The organism is Clostridium sp. B9, assembly GCF_050509515.1.
Lineage (GTDB): Bacteria > Bacillota > Clostridia > Clostridiales > Clostridiaceae > Sarcina.
In genome coordinates this window covers 1017553-1038797 of record NZ_JBNWKA010000003.1, presented here as the reverse complement: position 1 = coordinate 1038797, position 21245 = coordinate 1017553, and the positions used below count along the sequence as shown (strand labels likewise).

20 protein-coding genes and 1 tRNA gene are annotated in these 21245 nt (G+C 28.8%); all 21 read right to left on the bottom strand.

Annotated features, from left to right (window positions below; translation table 11 throughout):
* The 21 genes from ACQZHJ_RS04680 to ACQZHJ_RS04580 all read right to left on the bottom strand — a co-directional run bounded on the left by ACQZHJ_RS04680 (position 1) and on the right by ACQZHJ_RS04580 (position 21244).
* A complete protein-coding gene (locus ACQZHJ_RS04680) occupies positions 1-5886 on the bottom strand; it encodes a phage tail spike protein (protein ID WP_430484377.1) in 5886 nt (1961 codons plus the stop codon).
* Between the two features lie 12 nt (positions 5887-5898).
* Positions 5899-6132 carry a hypothetical protein gene (locus ACQZHJ_RS04675; protein ID WP_430484376.1) on the bottom strand — a complete coding sequence of 78 codons (234 nt, stop codon included), beginning with the start codon at positions 6130-6132 and terminating at the stop codon, positions 5899-5901.
* 73 nt (positions 6133-6205) lie between these two features.
* Positions 6206-6472: a hypothetical protein gene (locus tag ACQZHJ_RS04670; protein WP_078209908.1), complete on the bottom strand. Its 267-nt coding sequence runs from the start codon at positions 6470-6472 to the stop codon at positions 6206-6208.
* 25 nt (positions 6473-6497) lie between these two features.
* Positions 6498-7148 (bottom strand): phage distal tail protein, encoded by a 651-nt coding sequence (locus tag ACQZHJ_RS04665; RefSeq protein ID WP_430484375.1) that lies wholly within the window; start codon positions 7146-7148, stop codon positions 6498-6500.
* Positions 7149-7151: 3 nt separating this feature from the next.
* Positions 7152-10943: a phage tail tape measure protein gene (locus tag ACQZHJ_RS04660; protein WP_430484374.1), complete on the bottom strand. Its 3792-nt coding sequence runs from the start codon at positions 10941-10943 to the stop codon at positions 7152-7154.
* Positions 10944-11178: 235 nt separating this feature from the next.
* Positions 11179-11502, bottom strand: a complete 324-nt coding sequence (locus ACQZHJ_RS04655; protein WP_430484373.1) for a hypothetical protein — start codon at positions 11500-11502, stop codon at positions 11179-11181.
* Positions 11503-11545: 43 nt separating this feature from the next.
* Positions 11546-12127 (bottom strand): major tail protein, encoded by a 582-nt coding sequence (locus tag ACQZHJ_RS04650; protein ID WP_430484372.1) that lies wholly within the window; start codon positions 12125-12127, stop codon positions 11546-11548.
* 20 nt (positions 12128-12147) lie between these two features.
* Positions 12148-12459: a hypothetical protein gene (locus ACQZHJ_RS04645; RefSeq protein ID WP_075810615.1), complete on the bottom strand. Its 312-nt coding sequence runs from the start codon at positions 12457-12459 to the stop codon at positions 12148-12150.
* 4 nt (positions 12460-12463) lie between these two features.
* Positions 12464-12883 (bottom strand): hypothetical protein, encoded by a 420-nt coding sequence (locus tag ACQZHJ_RS04640; RefSeq protein WP_430484371.1) that lies wholly within the window; start codon positions 12881-12883, stop codon positions 12464-12466.
* Entirely contained in the window at positions 12883-13218 is a 336-nt protein-coding gene (locus ACQZHJ_RS04635) for a phage head closure protein (RefSeq protein ID WP_430484370.1), read from the bottom strand. Before ACQZHJ_RS04635 ends, ACQZHJ_RS04640 begins: the two co-directional genes overlap by 1 nt.
* Positions 13215-13484, bottom strand: a complete 270-nt coding sequence (locus tag ACQZHJ_RS04630; protein ID WP_430484369.1) for a hypothetical protein — start codon at positions 13482-13484, stop codon at positions 13215-13217. The genes ACQZHJ_RS04635 and ACQZHJ_RS04630 overlap by 4 nt, the downstream gene beginning before the upstream one ends.
* Positions 13485-13508: 24 nt before the next feature.
* Entirely contained in the window at positions 13509-14699 is a 1191-nt protein-coding gene (locus tag ACQZHJ_RS04625; RefSeq protein WP_430484368.1) for a phage major capsid protein, read from the bottom strand.
* A gap of 22 nt (positions 14700-14721) precedes the next feature.
* Positions 14722-15462 (bottom strand): head maturation protease, ClpP-related, encoded by a 741-nt coding sequence (locus ACQZHJ_RS04620; RefSeq protein WP_430484367.1) that lies wholly within the window; start codon positions 15460-15462, stop codon positions 14722-14724.
* Entirely contained in the window at positions 15455-16720 is a 1266-nt protein-coding gene (locus ACQZHJ_RS04615) for a phage portal protein (RefSeq protein ID WP_430484366.1), read from the bottom strand. The genes ACQZHJ_RS04620 and ACQZHJ_RS04615 overlap by 8 nt, the downstream gene beginning before the upstream one ends.
* A 15-nt stretch (positions 16721-16735) precedes the next feature.
* The gene (locus ACQZHJ_RS04610) at positions 16736-16921 is read right to left on the bottom strand and encodes a hypothetical protein (protein ID WP_430484365.1); all 186 of its coding nucleotides are present in this window, start codon (positions 16919-16921) and stop codon (positions 16736-16738) included.
* A gap of 11 nt (positions 16922-16932) precedes the next feature.
* The gene (locus ACQZHJ_RS04605; RefSeq protein ID WP_430484364.1) at positions 16933-18663 is read right to left on the bottom strand and encodes a terminase TerL endonuclease subunit; all 1731 of its coding nucleotides are present in this window, start codon (positions 18661-18663) and stop codon (positions 16933-16935) included.
* Positions 18650-19123 (bottom strand): P27 family phage terminase small subunit, encoded by a 474-nt coding sequence (locus tag ACQZHJ_RS04600; protein WP_430484363.1) that lies wholly within the window; start codon positions 19121-19123, stop codon positions 18650-18652. Before ACQZHJ_RS04600 ends, ACQZHJ_RS04605 begins: the two co-directional genes overlap by 14 nt.
* A gap of 99 nt (positions 19124-19222) precedes the next feature.
* Complete coding sequence (locus ACQZHJ_RS04595; RefSeq protein ID WP_430484362.1) at positions 19223-19654, bottom strand: hypothetical protein; 432 nt, start codon at positions 19652-19654, stop codon at positions 19223-19225.
* On the bottom strand, positions 19651-20133 hold the full coding sequence (locus tag ACQZHJ_RS04590; RefSeq protein WP_110003713.1) for a Xaa-His dipeptidase: 483 nt from the start codon (positions 20131-20133) through the stop codon (positions 19651-19653). The genes ACQZHJ_RS04595 and ACQZHJ_RS04590 overlap by 4 nt, the downstream gene beginning before the upstream one ends.
* Positions 20134-20390: 257 nt before the next feature.
* Positions 20391-21050, bottom strand: a complete 660-nt coding sequence (locus ACQZHJ_RS04585) for a tyrosine-type recombinase/integrase (protein ID WP_430484361.1) — start codon at positions 21048-21050, stop codon at positions 20391-20393.
* A gap of 94 nt (positions 21051-21144) precedes the next feature.
* A tRNA-OTHER gene (locus ACQZHJ_RS04580) sits at positions 21145-21244 on the bottom strand.
* Between the last annotated feature and the right edge of the window lies 1 nt (position 21245).

Genomic DNA, 21245 nt, shown 5'->3' with positions numbered 1-21245 from the left:
TTAGGCTGTAGCCATCCAAGAAATATTAATATTGTTTTGGTATGCTCCATTTGCACTATGTCCAAAAGCTTTTATAGTAAATGTAGCATTGGCTATATCGTAGCTTTCTACAAGTACAGTTAATGTATCTAAACTACTTTGTCCTACAGACCAACCAGAAGGACAAGCTATTACCTTAAAATATTTCCCTCTAAAATAAGCTGGCAGTTGAATTTTTACTCGAGTATAGTTACCATTTCCATATTGTTGCAAGTTGAAAATTCCAGTTTCCATAAGGCAATGGTATGCATGGCTCATATTATTTGCATCAAACCAAGCGAATCCATCTTCAGCTATTTTGGTATAAGTGCTATTTTTAAATCTTGCTGTAAAGCCTTCATTATCAAAACTGTAATTAGTATTGTAGTTCTCATTTGGATGTTGTGACCAAGGTTGCTTACAATTACCTTCTGTTAACTGAATACCAGTAACCCAATAATCTCCTGGTGTACATTTACTATTTACTACACCTAAATAAAGAGTTGTAGTATTTTCTTTAGCTGTAAATGTAAAGTTTATTTCTCCCCAAACATTCTGTGCACCACCAAAATGATTACCGTTGTAAACACCTGCATTACTTACCATAGCTCCAATAACACCTCTAGTAGACCATACTTTACATGTAAATGTATAAACTTTTCCTATTATTAATCCTGAAATTTTTTGTTGAATACCTTGATTACTTCCAGTAGTTACAATCTTACATGCCCATTTATGACCACTTGGTTCATTGTTCTTCCAAACGACAGGATCAGCTATACTTCCCCATTTAGTCCAGTTTCTCCAGTCTTGGCTTTCAAAGGCACTATTTCTAACTAAGTTACTTCCACCAGAACTCGCTAAATCCATAACAAATTTATTATTGCTCTGTTGGAACTCTGTAAATTGTTGTCTTGTTACAGCATTTGCAACTTGTCCATTTAAAGTATTTATTCTACTTTCTGTACTAAACACTCTATTAGTTATTCCATTTAAATTAGCTTCTAAAGAAACAACTTTACTACTAACATTATTTACTTCTTGCTTATTAGCCTTGCCATTTAAGTTTGTTTCTAAAGTACGAGTTTTACTCTCCGTATAGCTTACTCTCTGTGAAATTCCATCTAAACTAGCTTTTATAGTTGCCACTTGATTATTAACTTCTGTAACTTCTTGTTTAGATGCTTTTCCATTTAAGCTTGTTTCTATAGAATTTGTTTTGGAATTAATAGCTCTAATATCTGTTGTTACGCTATCTCTAAGTTGAGTTACTGAAGAAGATACATCAGATATATTACTTTTAATTAGAGTTGTTTCTAATCCCATATTATTAGGATTTACACCTATAAAAGTTCCATCTTCGCCAACTTTTACGGAAACTTCAGCAAATCTTTTATCAGTAGCTGTTCTAGGAATAAACATTTCTACTCCATTACCTCTACCTAACTTTGATTTACCTATAAGAGAATAAGCTTCTCTATAAGTTCCTTGTTTGTTATCAAACAGTGTTGCTCCTATCTTCTCTAAAGCTTCTTTTATAGGTGGATGTAGTGGATAAGAAGCATCTTGAGAAGTGATTATTATTATATAATCTCCCTTATTAAGTTCGTTTATTTTATTTACAAATGATACTTTAGCATCTTCGGAACCATAAGTATCATAATCTTGTAGAAAAACTCTTTCTAATGTATCTTTATTTAAAGCATTTATTCTTAGTCCTCTACCTTGTCCATCAGTTATTGTTTTACCATTAACTTTTACTATAGAATTAGCTGGATAATCATTTCCTGTACCTCTAGCATATATTATTTTTTCTGTTCTTATAGTTGTTACAGCTTTATCTATATCTGATTGAGATACTTTGCTATTAATTCTATCTGATAAAATATTAAGATTACTTTCTACATTGTGCACTTTGGAATTAACTGTAGTTATCTGTGCGTTAGTATAAGCTTTAGCATTATTTAAAGCTTCTGTAACTTTGCTATCCGCATGAGAATTCGCACTATTTATAGCTTCTTGTTTAGCACTATTAGCTTTATTAGTTGCTATATCCGTAGCAAACCTTTTAGCTACATCTAAATTAGAATTTATCTTACTTGTTAAATCTCTATTTATATTACTTACATTAGTTGTAATAGTTTGTGTTGTAGAATTTAAATCTTTTACACTAGCTTTTATACTGTTATTTTCTTGTGTAAATTTACTTTCTACTGTGCTTATTTTATCTGTTACTGTTTTAATATTATCTACTATTAATTGGTTTGTATCTTCTGGAGCTGGTGTCCAATCAGTTGGTTTGTTTCCCTTTTCTAACTTTGCCCATTGTATAAAAACTTTACCGTTCCTATCTCCCCCATTAGGAAATAAATAAGTCATAAATTTATAAACACCTGTTTTTTTAGGTTTAAACAAAGCATGTTTAATTTGATTTACTCCTACAGAAGAAATATCTATTGAAACACACCCATACTTCCATGTATCTTCATATATGAAACAAGTTAGTGTTTTTTTATTATCTGCTGCAACCTGATCTATATGCCCTTTAATTGAAAAGCAATAAGTTTCTCCTTCTTCAAGGTTTACAGTCAATTCTCTAGGAAAAGCACCATAAGCACTCGTTTCACCATTTATATATGAGTTTTTAATCAAGTTTCTTACACCGAAGTTAACTTTTTGAATAGATTTATCAATATCACTTTGACCAACCTTTAACTCTATTTGTTTTTTCAAAACATTTATTTCTGCCGTAGCTTTATTAAGATGAGAGTTTACTGTTGTTATCTCTGCATTAACAAAAGCTTTAGCATTATTAAGAGCTTCTTCCTTAGCTCTATTAATATTATTATTTATAGTAGTTGTAGATTGAGTAAAAGTTTGTGAATCTACTTTTAACTTAATAGCATTATCTAAAGCCTGTATAGTAGCTTTCTGACTAGATAATTCTTTTCCATGCTCTGTGATAATATTCTTTTGTGTAGATAACTCTACATCTAAAGTCCTATCCCCTATTTGTACCTTAGTACCTTTAATAGTTTCTGTTCCTTTATTATTTACTTCTCTAATTACAGAGTTTATATCTAGCTTATTACCAGCTATATTTGCATTATCTGCAACCTTATTATTATCTATTGCTCCATCTGTAATACCAGCGTTATGTACTCCATTACCATCTAGCATTATAGTTTTACCATCTTTGGCTCTAACTAATAATCCATATTCGGTAGTACCATCTGTTTTTCTATACTCTCCTAAGATAACTCTATTGATATTATTTCTATTAATAAGAATTTGATTACCTACAATTTCTATAGTTCCATCTGCACTAACAATTCTATGTTTGCTAGTTGTTATATCACCAGCCTCTAGCTTGTTTACGCTTAGAGAACTTATTTGTGAACTACCTATAGCTCCTTCTGCTATTATTGCACTTCCTGCTGTAATAGCGTTAGCTTTAAAATTATTGGCTGTAAGGTTACCTGCAAGTTGATTTTCTACACTTATAGTTTTACTTTCTAGTACAGATATTTTTCCAACAGCTGCGTTTAAATCTGTTACATTAGCTTTTATTGCATTTAGATGTTGTATCTCAGCACTTACAGCAGTAACTTGAGTAATGTTAGCTTTAGTAGCTTCTAGTGTTCCTATCTTAGCATTAACAGCATTAAGATCTTGTATATCAGCTTTATTAGCTTTTAAGTAATTTATATCTGCATTTATTACTTCTAATTTACTTACCCTAAGTATTTCAGCATCAAAATCTTTTATTTGCTTAGTAGTAATAGCATCAACTTTAGTACCATCTAAAGTATCGTTATCAAGTGTAATGTTGTTTACAGTGTTGGTTGTTTCCTGGTTCTCTTGTTGTATATCCTCGAACCTCAAAGTAGCATTAGCTAACTCTACAGTGTCCTTGGTATGGTCTTGTGGCCACTCTACAGTTTTAACTATTCTTTGGTTATCTCTCACATTATTATTCTTAGAAAGTAGATATACAGTATCTCCTAAGTTGTAATCTAAAATATTTGTATAAGTATCATTAAGATCTGCAAGATTAAGAACACTTGCAGCATAGGAAACAAAAGGTTTAGATATTTCTTCTAGTTTTGCCTTGGCATCTTCTAATAAACTTTCTTTAACTGTGTATCTATCATCTTTCCAGTATATTGTTTTTACCTTCTTAGAATACTGATAGTTTTCTACATAGTTTTTACCATTATTAATATCCGCAAAAGATAATCCGTCTTTACCTTCAGCTATTATTCTAGTTGCAAATTTATAAGAATCTGATTGGATCTGTAACGCCTTAAGGTTAAGAGAATCTATAAAATAAACTCCTCTATCTTCCCCTAAATGTTCATATACTTCTATTATTTTTTCTAAAGTATTAAATACTATATCTACTCTATAAATTTTCTTAATCTCTCTAATTACTTCTAAAACGCTTTTATTAGCTATTCTAACAGTTCTTTTTTTAGAGATAGTATTTTCTTGTATAGTCCAACCAGTTCCAACTACAGCGTAATTTAAAGCATTTGTTATTGTTTGTTCTACACTTTCAAATTTTTCGATTGGAGTTCCTTCTAATTCTTCTAAGTTTAATACACATGTAAAAGTTGTATAATCTCCACTAGTATCTTTAGCTTTTATAACAAACTGGTCTTCTTTAGTTTCTATATAATTTTCTTCGATTATATAATCATAAAATTTTTCTCTTTTTGAATAAGAAAAAGAGAGTGTTTTAGATCCACTCTCTAGTACGCTTTCGATATTTAAATTTTTAACATTTTGTAGTAGTGCAATTAACTCTTTATTTTGGCCACGTAGCTTTATGCCAGGATAAGATTTTTCTTTATGAGTTTCACAAGTATTATTTATATATTTAAAGCTTCTATCTTTACCTGCTCCAAACCTGGTTAAAAAACACATATTATTTCTTATTGTAAGATAATCTAAAGCTATTTCGTTTACTGTTCCAGTAGCATTTTTTATAGCACTTGAACCATATCTATAACTGCAATTTGAACACGTAGTACTAACATGAGCTATATTATCTTTATAAATAATATTATCTGTGTGTACATGTCCAAACAAGCAACAAACTATAGTTCCTTTTTTATCGTAATTTACATTTATATTATATTTAAATTCTCCAGTAGTATTAGAATTAGAATAACTAGATCCAGTAGTATAAGCCTTCATTATTCCTAACATTGCTTCTACATTTATAATAGGAAAATCTGAAGCTTCCGCATTTTCAACCATAGGAACATGACTACAAAAAATTATTTTATAATCTGTATTTAAAGCTACATTAGCTACCCAATTAAGTTGTTTATTAGAAAAAGCAAAATAATATTTCCCTTCCACTAAATAATCTCCTGGTACATCTTCAGAGTTAAGTACTATTAATCTTATACCTTTTTCATCAAAGTCTTTATAATAATACAAGCCATCACCAAAATGTACATCTCTCATATCAGAAAACATTAAATCTTTCATCTCTTCGTTATCAATAAAAGATATTGGTTTTCTCATCATGGAGTTATCATCGTGGTTTCCTAAAGTTATAAATAAATTAGATCTATCTTTAAATCTATCTTTAAAGTTTTTAAGTCTATTTATAACTACATCCTTATCTTCGTGGTTATTTATATAATCTCCACCTGTTAGGATGTAATTTATATTCTTTCTTTTATTAACTTCTTCTATAACTCTTATACTATTTAGCCATTTATAAGTAGTTGTTTCAGTGTTATGTACATCAGTTAAAAAAGCAATCGAAAAATAAGCTCCATACTCATCCACTTTATTTAATTTTTTTAATTTTAATTCTGTATTTTCTTTTAAAAAGTTTGGAACTGTCATAATATACCCACCTTATTTCAAATCTACAGTTAATCCTCCATCTGCTAATTTAGTTACATAAACTTCAGCTCCAGCTACAGCTACCTTTTTAAGTATTTCACCTTTAGAAATTACAGTAATTACATAGTTTCCTTCCTCAAATGTTGGTTTAACTTCTTCTTGCTTATTAACTTCTTTGTAGTCAACATCAACTATCTTTTCCTTACCTTTGTTCTTTTGAAATTTTCTATTATTTTTATTTGCCATAATTTAAACCTTCTTTCTTAAAAATTTTTAAACTTTAAATATAAAAAGAGCTTACATTTTATAAGCTCTTATACTAAAATACAAAACAATTTAAGCCCTTTCCTACTTGTGCAGCTTTATCTCTAAATTTTATGACTTCCGCTTGAACAAGTTGAGAGTTTGCTAAAAATAAATCCATATTAGTTACATAAGTTTGAATGTTAGCAACAGTATTTTGAGTTAAACTACAACTCATTGTTAATACTGTTTGTTTCATTCCATCTTTTTCAACCTCTACTGTTCCATTAAGATTCGTAGATTCTGTTATTGTGCTTGTTACTTTTACATTTTCTTCTGACATTTTAGTTCCTTCTTTCTTTTAATTTTTATAAATAGCGTGGCTCATATTTTATTACCACATCACAACTATTTTTACTTAAAATAATTTCATTGTTTCCTGGCATTAAAAAAGGAAACTCCCACAAGTCAGTATCATCAAACTTATTAATACCTTCTTCTAAAACAGTTCCCTCTTTACCATCTATTATTATTTTTTTATTTGCGTGTAAATTTTTAATTATTATAGAATCATTGGCCAAGCCGTTAATGGTTAAATCAATAATATCTACACTTGGAACAATTTCAACTATAGCATTAGTCTTATAAGTACCTAATACATTTATTGTTTTAGTATTTACTCTATTCAAACTTTCAATTATTTCACTTCCAAAAGCCTTACATTCAAATTCAATATTTAAATATAACCATTCATCTAATTCAGTATCTTCTATAGAAGAATCACTAATTTTCCCCTTAAAATAATTACTTAAATTTTTAAATTTTATTGTTGCTTCATCTAAAAATAATTCATTGAATTTTGATATATTTTCATAAATTTCATCTCTGGTTTTACCCTCAAATAAAATTTTTATAGTAATACTCTTGGAAATTTCATCTTTATCTATTTTAGAAGGTTGTATTAACTTTTTGCTAACAGTAGCATTAAACTTTTTTATATCTATTCCATTAGCGAACATCTTTTACCTCCTTCTACATTTTACAGCTAATTGATTTGAAACTACATCTACAAGCTCTCTATTACCTACCTTAACATTATTCTCTAATGTTAATTTTTCAAAAGCTAATATCATACCTGAAACTAATTTATCAGTTAGTTCTTCTAATTTAGATTCAGCATTAAAATTATTATTTATATTAGAATTTTGAATATAATTGTTATTTATATTATTAATTAAATTCTGACTTTCAAGGCTATTTCGTGAAAAATAACTACCACTAGATATTACATCTCTCAACATGTTAACCGATCTATTATGTGGAATAATTTTTTCACCACCACTAAACCTTCTAAATTCAGGACCACTTAAACCAACTAAAGTCATTTTATTTCCTTTGGTAGCTATCTCAAAACCTTCTTCACCTACTATATGTGTTCCCGATGGTGCATTTTCTGTACCTTTAGCAAATCCAAAGACCCCTTTTATTCCATTGCCTATAGCTTCAAAGAATGTAGTTACTGTTACACTCTTTTGTCCTGGTATATTTCTTACTTTATTATCTACTTCTGTTAAATTGCTTATTGCTCCATCAGTATTTGCTTTAACATTAATAGGTGTTCCATTTAAATTCAAAATACCTTCCTTTGTTCCATCAGCATTAGTTTTTACATCTTGTAAAGACCAAACGATTTTCCCGTTAGCATCAACAATATTTCCAGATGCATCTATGGTACATGATTTCATACTATTTAATGCATTATTAACGTTAATACTAGCATTTTGAAAGCTAGAACCCAAACTATATGTGTCATCTGCTATTGCTTTACTATATCCGCCTGATTGTTGTGAAAAATCTGAATATACACCTAAAATTTCTCCAGTTTTTTCATCAACTTTAACAGACACGGCATCCCAAGAACCAGTTGTATTATTTAGCATAATATAATTTCCAGTTTCAGTTATATTTTTCAATCCATCATATTGAGCTGTTAATTTACCAAGCATCTCCTGTGATTTATGATCTTCTTCAGTCAATATTTGTCCATTAAACTTGTTTATTTCTGCTAAAATAGCTGGATTCTTTTCACCTAAAATTTTTAAATAACCATCATACAAATCATTATTAATTTGTAATTTTTGATCTCTTTCACTTGTTAAAGATTCAATTTGCTCCTGGATAGCTGTTCTTTCTGTTTCATTCGCTTTACTTAAATTTTCTTGAAGCATAGTTATTTTAGTGTCATAGTAACTTTTTATTTTAGTAAATTCATCATCTCTTATTTTTGCCTTTTCTTCCATAAGTTTAGATGCATCTTCTAAGCTTATATTATTTAATCTATTTTGAAATTCAGTCTGTGCATATACTATTTCTTCATGTGTTTTACCTAGTGCTTCCATTTCGATTTGTTTTATTCTATTAGTTTTGTTTCTTATTATCTCAATTTCTTCATTACTCAAGCTTCTTTTATCTTCAAGAGCCTTTTGTTCTATATCAAATATATCTTTCTTCAACTGTGTAACTTCATCAATATTTGCTTTACTTATTCTTTCAAGAGATTCTAATACTACTTTTTCATTTTCACTTAATACATCATCTCTTAAAAAAAATTCTTTCATTGCTTTTGCAGATTCCTCTTGTTTAGCTTTTACTGAATTTATAGCACCATCACACATTTCAGTAACTCTTCCATTTAAAGCCTCTGCTTCTTCTTTTGTAATGACACCATCAACATTAATTTCAGCTAATTTCATATTAAATTCATTAACTTTTGCTGTGCTTTCAATTACTTTCTCCTGGAACTCTTTACTTATATTTTCTGAAAAATCTTTATAAACTAATCCTATTTCAATTAACTCTTCTTTAGACTTTGCATTAACTCCAGTAAATTTAGCAACCGCTTTTTCTAGTCCACTCATTTGATCTGTAGTATATAAAATATTTTTATTCATTAATTCGCTGTGCGTTTTATAAAGTGCTACGCCTGCTGTTAATGCGGCTATAGAAGCAGTTACTGCAATAGTAGCAGGATTTAATAATCCCATTCCATTTTTTAATAGCCCTACACCCTTAGTAGCTGCATTTGCTGTCTTACCAACTTCAAGCATTTTTTCTGCATTTTCTGCTGATTTTTTAGCAAGTTTTCCATAAACACCAACTAAACTCCCTGCTCCTTGTACTACTCCACCAAGCATTTTAGTCGTTGCTCCACCAGCAAATGTAAATAAACCAAATTTAATTATTGCTTGTTGAGTTTCTGTATCTAAGCTTCCAAACCATTCTATAAGTTTACTTAATTCCTCTATAAAATCATTTATATGTGGTACTAAATGTTCTCCTACTTGTATTCCTAATCCTTCTAACTGACTTTTCAATTTAGTTATATTTCCATATGCATTATTTTGCATAGTATGTGCCATTTCATTTAAAGCTCCATTAGAATTAGTTATCGATTCATTTAATGTTCCATACTCTTCATTAGTACCAGCTAATAAAGCGTTTAATGTATCTATTTGAGTTTTGCCACCTATCATAGCAAGATAGGTATTTTTTTGTTCTTCAGTACATTTACTTAACTTAGTGTTTAATTCTTTTAATACAACATTAATTCCTTTAAAATTTCCTTTACTGTCAAATGCATTTAAACCTAACTTTTCCATTGCTTCACCAGCTTGTCCAGCTCCACTTGTCAAGTTAACCAAAACAGAATTTAATGCATTACCAGCTTCACTACCTTTTTTACCTCTGTTTGCTAATATCCCTATATAAGTAGCACTTTCTTCTAGTGGAACTTTTAAGTTTTTCATAGTACCACCACAAGCAATATATGCTTCCATCATCATATCAGCTGTAGTATTAGATTTTCTTTGTGCTTGGGCACAAATATCTAAATATCTAGTTAAATCACTAACTTGTAAACCTAAGGCTGATAACGAATCTGTTGTTAAATCTGATGCTCTTCCTAAATCTAAATTACCTGCTTCTGATAATCTTAGAACTGGTTCTATGCCTTCTAACATCTGTTGAGTATTCCAACCTGCAAGAGCCATATATGACATACCATCTGCTGCATCTTTTGCACTCTTAGAAGTATTTTTACCCATTTCTTTAGCCTTATCTGATAATTTTATTAAATCATCTCCAGTAGCTCCAGAAATAGCTTGAACATTACTCATTGCAGCTTCAAAGTTCATAGTAGCTTTTAATGCATATCCAGTAAACGCTACTACTGGGGCTGTTGCTTTCATTAAATTACCGCCAACTGTAGACATTCCCTGTCCAAAGCTTTTCATATTAGAGCTTACTTTTTCGGCTCTATTCGCTATTTCTTCCATCTTTTGTTTATATTCAGTTAGTGGTACTTGTTGAATAGCAACTTTATTATTACTTAATTCTTTATTTAGTAACTTTAATTCTATTTCTGTCAAAGATATTTCTTTAGTAGAATTATTTAATTGAGTTTTATAAGTTTCTAGTTGCTTTTCGGCCTTTTCTATAGCTTTAGTGTTATCTCCTTCAGCACTTTTTAACTTTTCTAACTCCTCTTTCTTCTTTTGAATACGTTCCCTAGATTCTTTTACTTTATTGTTATATACTTCTAACTTTGTCTTTTGTATATCATACTTTTTTTCTAAAGTATTTAATTTAGTTTTTAATCCTTCCTGGCTTTTTTCGAAATCTTTACTCCCCTTAGCTGTAGCTTTGTATTCTTTATCCAGGAACCTTAGTTCTCTATTTAAAGCTTGTATCTGCTTACTAGCCCCTTTATCTTGAACACCTAAAGTAACTAATAATTGTTCATCTGCCAAACTCACACCCCCTTTTAATCTAAAACTTTTAATCTTACTGGTTCATCTTCAATTTCATGTGAGTTATTGTTCTTCTTATTCTTTGAAGTTTTACTATTAATAAATTCACTATGAACTTCTATTTGCTTAAAAATTTTAGCTGGTGTAGCTTCCCAAAACTCTTTTTCACTTTTTCCTAATATAGTAGTGTAACAATAATAAAGCCAATCTAAATCAATATCCTCTTTACTATTGTTACTTTTTACTTTTTTCCCTTTGAGCTTATAGGCAATGACATATTTACATAGTCAATAGCTTCTAATCTTAAAACTGCTAGAGCAAATAACAAATTACCATTATCAATAAAATCTTTTCCAAGCGGTTCTTCAGGATCAGATTTTGTTCTTAATGTTGAAGCAATAAAATTAATTGCTTCTATATCATCAAAAAGTTGCAATTTTAAAAATCCCTCTGCAAAACTCACATTACTCAGTTCTTGATATACTGCTATACTTTTCATATCAAACATCATGATGTATTCTTCACCTTCAACAGTAATATCAAGTTTCTTTTTTAGTAAGCTCATAACTCCTCCTTGTAATAAAAAAGAGCATCTAAGATGCTCTTTCCTATGCTACTTCTTCATCTAAAAATCTAACTTTTTCAAAGAATTTATCCAACTTATTCTTATCAATTTCCGGATCAGTTGAATCCATTGTAAAGTCTATATCACCATCAACTGTTTCATTTTCTAATGGAAGTGCTCTTCCTGTTATAGTTTTAGGTGTAAAATCAATATTTTCACCAGCTGTTTTAGCTGAATTTTCATCCATTGAAAGTTTAACATTATAGAAAACTTTATTCTCATAACTTCCATCACTATAAGTTTCTTGAAAAAGTATAGCTACTCTAGGTGGTTGATCTTTTACATTGGTAGTAGTACCACCTTTTTTATTTTTCTTACCTAACATTTTTGCTACTAATTTAGATTTTATATCTGAAAATGTTAAAGTAATATTTGCACCAGTTGGTTTTTTAATATAAATATTTTGAATATTATCAGCATAGTTACTTCCCTCTGCATAAGTATATTGATATTGTAATTCCTCTAAATCTTTAATAGGTTCTGGTGCTAAAAACTCTGTTCCATCTTCATTCCAAAAAGCAACCATACAACTTCTACATCCTTGTTTTTTTCTAGCTTCCGCCATTTAAATCACTTCCTTTGTTATTATATAAATCCTTTGAATTTTATAGCTGTATTATAAAATCCATTTTGTAATTTAAAAGGGACTTGAACTTGTCCCCCTTTAAATCCTGCTTCTAACATAGCTTTTCTTACAGTTTCATTTCTAAAATCTATCCTTTTATTAGAATAAACATTTAATAGTATTGTATATTCTCTTATTCTTTCTTTATTATCTGCAAAGACAATACCATTAGAAAAATAATTATATACAACACATTCTTCATCTGAATCTCTTTCCAAATAAGAATTTTTAAACTTTATACTATCTAAAACTTTTCTGATTTTTTCATTCATGGTATCACCTTAAAGCATTTCTAACTTCTTTTCTTAATTTTTCTTTAAGTTGCTTTTGTATTTCTTTACCTGAGCTCTTAACAGTTTCATCAAACCAAAATTGATGTTTATTTATATAAATATCACCATTAAAATTTAACCCTTTATCAAAATAACCCCAGTTTTGAAACCAGAGTGATTTCCATAAATCAAAAGGGGCATTATCTTTACTAAATCCAACATCAATAAAGCAACTTAATCCATATACTCTTTTTTCGCCTTTTCCAACATACATATAACTTGTATTAGAAAATGTTTTTGCCTTATCTGATATTTTCTTTTCTAATTCTTCAGCAGCCTCTTCAATAACTTTTTCTTTTTCAATATGTGATAAATTCTCTAATTTTTTTAATATGTTATTAATACCTTTTATTTCTAATCCCATTACTTAACATACTCCGTTTTAATTTCTAAATAAACATTCATTTCTTCAATGTTATTTGCATAGATAATATTGTAAGTTTTATTTTTGTATAAAACTTTATCACCTTCAGTTATTTCTATACTTCTAGGAAACCTAATGTAAAAAGTTTTAGCTATTTTAACTCCTTTACCATTAGCAAGTACAAATTCTTCTCCTCTTACATTAAGAATCTTAGCTTTTGTTTTTAAAACTGTTTTTGGCTCTGTAATTGGTCTATTATCTTCATCTCTTCCTGAAACTTCTCTCTGAATTTCAATAGGATGTCTAAGTTCTGCACTTTTTATTTTAAAATTCATGACTTACTCCTAAACATTTCTTTTATAATCATAGAATTTATTGAAGTTTTCATGTAAGTTTTATTATTTTCAAATAGTTCTTTATTATCATAAAAATGCTGTATGAAAGTTAACATTATTAATTTTTGTCTTGATGTTAATTTATTTTCATCAAAATTCGGTATTAATTCTTTTAACTCTTCCACTACAGCATCTTTAACTATTTTTATATAATTTTTATCCTCTTCATAAGCTCCAACCAATTCAATTATTTCTTCTAATTCCATAAAATCACCTAGAAATATTTAACTTTAGACTAATTTAGTAATATCAACTAATAAAATCTTTACAGCTGCTTTATCTACTAATTGGCCATCAAATCTAAATACGCCTTTAAGCTCTGTATTATTTTTTCTCCATGAATCTCCACCTATTCTAGTAGACTCAATAGACATTTTCTTTCTATCATAAAGAGTATATAAAGCTTTAAGATCACCTATTATAAATGGAACTCTTGTTATATCACTATCTGTAATATTTTTTAAGAATTTTGAAGGAACTTTAACAGTATTTTTACCATCAAAAACTAATTTCCCTGGTTTTGTTACATCAGGCTTTAAATATGGTATTCCTTTCTTATCTGTCATTCCATCTAAGAAGTCATATCCATCAGCATTAGTAAATATATTAATATTCTCACTTGCTAAGTCCTCTAAATCTTTATTAAACACAGTTTTAAATGTCTTTAAAGTTGGTGTTTCATCTATTTTTTTAACACAATTTTCTAACGCACCACTTCCTTTAGTAGCTTCTGTAAGAATACCAACAGCACTTTTATTACCTGTTCCATTAAATACTTGATAGTTATATGTATTAAGCTCATTTTTAGCCATCCATCTTTCTACAAAAGCAAGTATAGCTTCTGGACTATCTTCTAATAAATCATTTGTCATAGGGATATATCCTGCATAATCTCTTATAGCATACTCAATATCTCCAAAAGTCGGCTCATGTAATGCTTGTATTTCATTTCCTTCATCTACTGATGCAAATCCTTGAGCCTCTGGTTCATTTTCCTCTATTGGTCTTGATCCTTTATTAGTTCCAACTGGTTCAACATTTAAATATGGTCTTATATCAAATTGATTTCTTTGAAGTTCTATAATTCTAGTTTGTATATCTTGTGGTACTAAAACCCCACCTTTGTTTTTTTCTCCTTCAACCATTAAATTTTTAACCTCATCTTGCTCTTCTGAAGATAATTTCTCTCCAACTAAAGCTTTAGCAACTGCTATACCTATATTTACAACTTCATCATCTTCATTAACTTCATTTACTGGTGTTGGATCAACTTTATTTTTTTCTAATTCAATTTTAGCCTTAATGGTTTTTATTTTATTTACACAGGCTTTTATTTCCTCTACATTTTCAGAGTTTTCTAATTGCTCTGCTTCCTTTTGAGCTTCTTCTAATTGGTTCATTAAATCTTCTAATCTATTCATTTTATCCCTCCAAATAAAAAAACTAAGATATTTCTAATCTTAGTTTTGCTTTCATTAACTCTAATTCTTTTTTCTTTAATTTTTCCTTTTTTAAAAGTTCATCATCATTAGTATTATTGATTTCATTCTTTATTAGTTCTTTTGGTACATGCTTATAACAACTAAAATCAAAATTACTACATGCAGCAATATTAACTTCATCTGCAACTTTAACATTTTTAAAATATTTAGCTGCTTCTTCTCCATTTAGCCAAGTTTCATCCTGGACCATTTGTTTAATAATGTCTTTATCTTCACTATTAATCAAATTTTCCTCATATATACTTAACATACCTACCTCAATGCTATCTAACATTTCTATAGCCTTTTGTAAATCAAGGGCATTTCCAGCTACCCCAACTATAGGTTTGTGAATCATTAGAAAAGCATTTTTAGGAATTATTACTTCATCACCAGCCATAGCGATTATACTTGCTGCACTTGCTGCGGAACCATCAACATATATCTTTTTATGTGCTAAGTGATTTTTAAGTAAATTATACATAGTTACTCCAGCAAATAAAACTCCCCCAGGAGAGTTAATATGAATAACTAGATTTTTAACATCTTTTAAATCTTGTAATGTCTTTATAAAATCTCTTAAACAATTTTCATTGTTCACTTCATCATCTTTCCACCAAGGCTTTTCAGTTTGAATCTGGCCAACTATATAAATTTCTGCACTATCCTCTGTTTGATTTTTCACTTCAAAAAAACTACTCATTTTTTATACCCCCTTTCTCATATATTCTTTTAGATTTATTTAATTGATATTCATTCATTATCTCTAAATCAACATAATTTAAACTTCTATAATGTCTATCTCCTATATCACCAATTGATTCTTCCTCTTCTAAAGCTAAACATTTATTTAATGAATAAATACCACTATCCAACATTTTAGTATAAAAATCTGCTCTTGATAAATCATCAGCTCTCATTGCTACAGCCATATTAAACTTGCAATAATAACCTTTTTGTTTTTCAGTAGTGTAATAATATTTATATGAGATTTCTTCCTCCCAATCTGTTATGAGTGGTTGAATTGTAGTTGTAACAAAGTCCATAGCTTGTGATTGAACATTATTAAACTTTGCTCCGTCCATTATTCCAACCATATATGGTGGAACATTAAAGAACCTAGCTATTTCCTCAACACTAAATTTATTCAAACTAAGGAATTGAGCATCTTCAAAACTCATAGATATATCTTTATACTCTAATCCAGCATCTAAAACTGGTATTTCATAAGCTTTTTCTATTCCAGTATTAGCATCTTTCCAAGCTTTTTTTATATTATCCTTTGATTCTTTTCCTAATGCTGCTGGATGTGTTAAAAATCCTTTTGCTAAAGTACCATTTTCATAGTATTTAGATAAAAGTTTATTACTGGCTTTATTATTTGATATGGTTTCCCTTGCAATTTGAATTTTACTTTTACCTAACATTCCATCTGTACTTATCTCTTTAAAGTGCATAATTTCATCGTCAGTATAATGTTCTATTCTATTGGTTATAGGATTACTATAATCATAATTTAGGCTCCCATCACTCATAAGCTTAACTTTAACTAGCCATGGTTCTAACCTTTTTAAACTTTTTCTTTTTTTAGTTATTAGCACATAAGAATTTCCCCATAAATCAACATCCAATGACATCATTTTTTTAAGTTGAGATGGTGTAGTTAATCTGTTTGGTCTAGTTTCTAAAAGATATGATGCATCATCATTAACTCTTTTTTTTCCACCATTTTCACACTTCATAAATGTTTGTAAGGGCATCTTACTTATAGTTCCAGCTCTTATTAATACACATTTGAATACTGTGCTTAAATTTAATGCAAGTTCTGGCGTTACCGATATACCATTAGTCGATATCCCTCCTAATAAATCAACAAACCATCTTTCAGGAGTGCTTAAATTACTTGGTTTCTTTTCTGACTTATTAAATATCTTTTCAAAAATAATTTCACCCCCTTTCAAATTAATTTAATTCTTTTAACTTCTTATCTTACTTAAAGTAGCACCTAAAAGAATTAAAACTATGCTTAAACTTAAACTTCCTGCAAATACAGAAACATGTTTAAACATAGTTATAATAAACAATCCTATTCCACCTAATATTAAAATATCTTGTGCCTTTTCAAAAATTATACAACCTAAATATTTAATTATATTAGCCATAATTCCTCCCTCTACATAGAATAATCGCTTCCAAATGCATCATTAGGGTTACCACCTAATTGTTGTTGTTGTAATAAATAAACTGCTATTATTAAACTTACAACCATATCAACTTTACCTGCTGATTTCTTTTTATTAACATACTTATTTTTATTAGTATCTTCTGTACATCTAGCATTTTGAAAATTAATCTCTAAAAGTCTATTTTCATCATACTTAAAAGTTCTGTGAATCATATCACCTTTAGATATTTTGTGTAATATATATTCTTTTAATAATTTAGTTGCTCCATGAAGCACACTACTATGTTGCTTAACTTCTACTGTTTCAAATCCAGCTCTTTCTAATTTTTGAGCTGTAGATAAACAGTTGTATCTATCATATCCTATTTGTAAAATTTCAACACCATAAACTAAAGGTAAATTAATTATAAATTCTTCAACGAATCCATAATCTACTGCATCATCTCCACACTCAAAACAAACTTTTTTTCTAATCATCGTTTTATAATCTAAAGATTCTTTATTAGACTTTATTTCAACTTTAGAACTTGGAATGAATGCCCATACCTTAGCATATAATATACCTTCATATTCAGTAATCATAGCTACGCTTGTATTATCCTCTGTCATAGATAAATCTAGTCCTAAATAAACCTTTTTACCTCTCCAAAAGTTTAAATCTTCTATAATAACACATTCTTTAACTATGTTAATATCAATATAACCTTCAGTTCCAAGGCCTTTATACATTATATTATTATGTTTACAAAGGTAATTTTCTCTTTTATTTTCATATAATATAGCCTTAGTTCTTTTCTTCTTAATTTCTTTAAATACTCTAGCTGTGCTATATGCAACTGGATTTGATTGATAAATAACTAAATCATTTGTTTCCCACTCCTTTCTCAACTCGTCATTAGGCTCGTATAGAAGTGAAAAATATCTTTTATCTTCAGTTAATCCATCTAGCACCTTTTTAGCAAAGTCAATTTCATCAATCATAACATTTTTATCATTAGGATATTGAGTTGATATTATAATTCCTAACTTATTTATTAAAGTTATCTGTGATGATCTCATAGCTTCAACTGGATAATCATCTAATGCTCCTGCTTCATCAGCTAAAAAGATATTTGCTAATTTACCATCCATCCCATCGTTAGAATATGCTAATGGAACATATTCTATCTCTGTCAATTTACATAAAATCATATCTCTATTTATTTTAAAATGATTAACCAGTGCTGGACTACATTTAATTATTTTTCTAACAGCTAGTCTTAACTCACTTGATAATTTATAATCTGGTGCAACACTAAAGAATCTACTAAATTGAGGTTCTATAAGCATTCCTATTATAAAAATAATAGCCGATACAAATGTCTTATAGTTCTTACGACTAATTTCTAATAATCCAGTTTCATAATATCGACTTTTATCTTCTCTGCTCCTTGTACATAAAACTGCTATAACAAAGAACCAAGCATAATCTTCCATGCCTTTATAGATAGATATTTGTCCTCCTAGATCTGGATGAACCATTAATTTAAGTAATTTACAAATTTTCTTAAATAGCTTAACATCAACATAAGCCTCTTCATTCTTATCATTAACAATATCTATCCATGATTGAGCTTGTTTTTTTACATAAACCCCAACATAATTATTATCTTCTTCAACACACCAAGTAGCATATTTAAAAGCTTTTGACTTCTTTATTAAGTCTTTATTCTTCGTCATCTTCATCATCTTCTAAAGCTTTAATTAAAGGATCATCCTTTTTCTTATTAACATTCATATTTATATTTGCTAATTTTGCTCTACTTTGAGGAGATAAAGACAATTCATTACAACCTCTATAAAAATCACTAGAATAAATTTTCTTATTATTCATCACTTCTCTACTAAATTGTAAAGATGGATTTTTATTTATGGCATATTCTATACTTAAAAGTCTATCTGTAGCTATGCAAGTATTTATTAAAATAAATAAATCTAAGTTACCCAATAACTTAGATTCTTCTAATTCTTCTAATATGAAATTAAAAATCTTTTTTTGATTTTCTGTTAATTCTTTAGGTGCAATTAACTTATCTGAATATCCTTTTAAAGCTTCTTCATTTTCTATTCTCTCTCGAATTTCATCTTTAGTTTGACTACATTCACTCAAAACTCTTGCTGCCTTTGTTGGTCTAGCCAAAATCTCTCCTCCTTTCTAAAAAAACTAAAAAAATCTCATTTTACAGATTTTTTGTGAAAAAGGGTAGCCCTGTCATGATAATTCTTAGGCTCAAACTTTTCAAAAGTGGGGGGTATATAAACTAAGAATATTTTTATATTTTCCTAGTTCTATATTTCCATTATTATAATCAAAAATCATTTTTATTAATAATTCTTGTATTCTTTTCTTATCTATTAAATAAAGTCTATGCACTAGCTTATGATTAGCTTCAGTTAATGGTATTAAGTTGGATGTATCAGCACTCTTACTCTCATCTTCAAGTATCTCTATGATATGATGAGTTATATTTGTTTTTCTAATCTTTCCATCAACAAATAAAGACCATAAACAATTATTATCAAATACTACTAACACATTCTTTCTAGCTTTTCTATATTGTTTAGATTCATACACTTTATTGTCAGCTCTAGTTCTATCAAGCTTACGCTTACTATGCTGACACTTATGTGGTTTCTCCACTATCCCACATATCTTACATGTTGTTTTCATAGAACTATCCTCCTTGATTTAAATTCTTCAGTTTTAAGTTTAAGCATCTTCTTATCATGTTCAACTTTGTTAGGATCTTCTTTCCATACTGCCTTCTTCTTATTATTTAACCAATACTTTTGAGCTGCTAAGTCTGCTGCTTTCCACTTCTTAACTTTAGATATAACTACTTTCTCTACAGTCAAAATAGTACCTTTCTCATTTTCAACTTCTTCTTTTACTTTAGTTGGTACTTCTTCATAGTAATGATAGCCTTTGCAATTTTTAAATAGAGCTTCTTCTACTTCTTGATTTCTAATATCCTTAATCTCATCTATTGCATCTTTAATAACTTTATTTTTGGCCTTTTTATTTTTCCATGTTGAATAACTTATTCCAAGCTTTTCCGATATTTCTTTATCAGTTATACCATCTCTAACCCAAGTTTTTATGCGGTCTATAGCATTTTCTAAATACTCATCATAATTCTGTCTTCCCACTATATCACCTCACTTTTTAAAAAAATAAATAGACTTTTAAAAAATAAAGTATTTTTATTTTTTAAAGTTCTAAAAAAGTTCTAAAAATGTTACTTTTTCTCCCTAAAATCATCGTATTAATGTTACTTTACTATAGGGACTACGAAATAACTAAAATTTTCTTTCTTCTTATATATACTCACTAAATTTTATCCCCATATGTTACTTCACCTTTTTAAAGTTACATTGAGTACAAAAATAAAAAACTTAATTTCCAATTATTTTAATGTAGCATCAGCTAATACACTAGCACCATATATATCTTCTTCTTTTTTCAATCCTATATATCTTCTAGTATCTTCTAACTTAGCATGCCCAAAATGATCTTGTACTTTAAGTAAGGCGAATTGTGGTTCTTCTCTCTTACAATATCCAGTATAAAGCAAATAACCATAAGTTTTTCTTAGCCCATGTGATGATACATTTCCTTCTATTCCACAAGCTGTTGCAGCAAGTTTTATTTCTCTACTAATATGCCTTATGCAATAATGCTTTGATGCTCCTGTAATTTTATCTTTTTCAGTAGATTCAAAAATATATTGCCAATCCTTTTTCCCCTCTATGCATTCATAAAGAAATGCTTTAAAAGTATCATTTATAATTACAGATCTATTCTTAACTTTCTTTAATACTAATTTTTCATCTTCATATTTAGCTATAGCCATGTTAGTTTTCTTTTTCTCTTTAATAGAAAACTTGCCATTTCTTATTGCTTCTTTAATATCTGCTACAGTTAAATCAATCATATCACTAGCTCTGAATCCAGTATTTATAGCAATAATAAAATATCTATAAATAACAATATTTTTATCTCTTAGATATTCTCTTAATCTCTTTATTTGCTTTAAGTCCTTAATAGGACTAGTTTCCGCTCCCACATAGTCACCTCCCTTTTTAAAGTAAAATAAAAGAGCCTGGTCAAAAGACCAACCAGCTCTAGTGTACCCCCCTCCTATGAGGGATATTTAATTTTGGAAAGTAAGAGATTCGAACTCCTGATAAAAGTTTACTAATCAATCCACTCAAAGGATGATAAATAAACAGTTTCCTTAACCAACTTGGATAACTTTCCA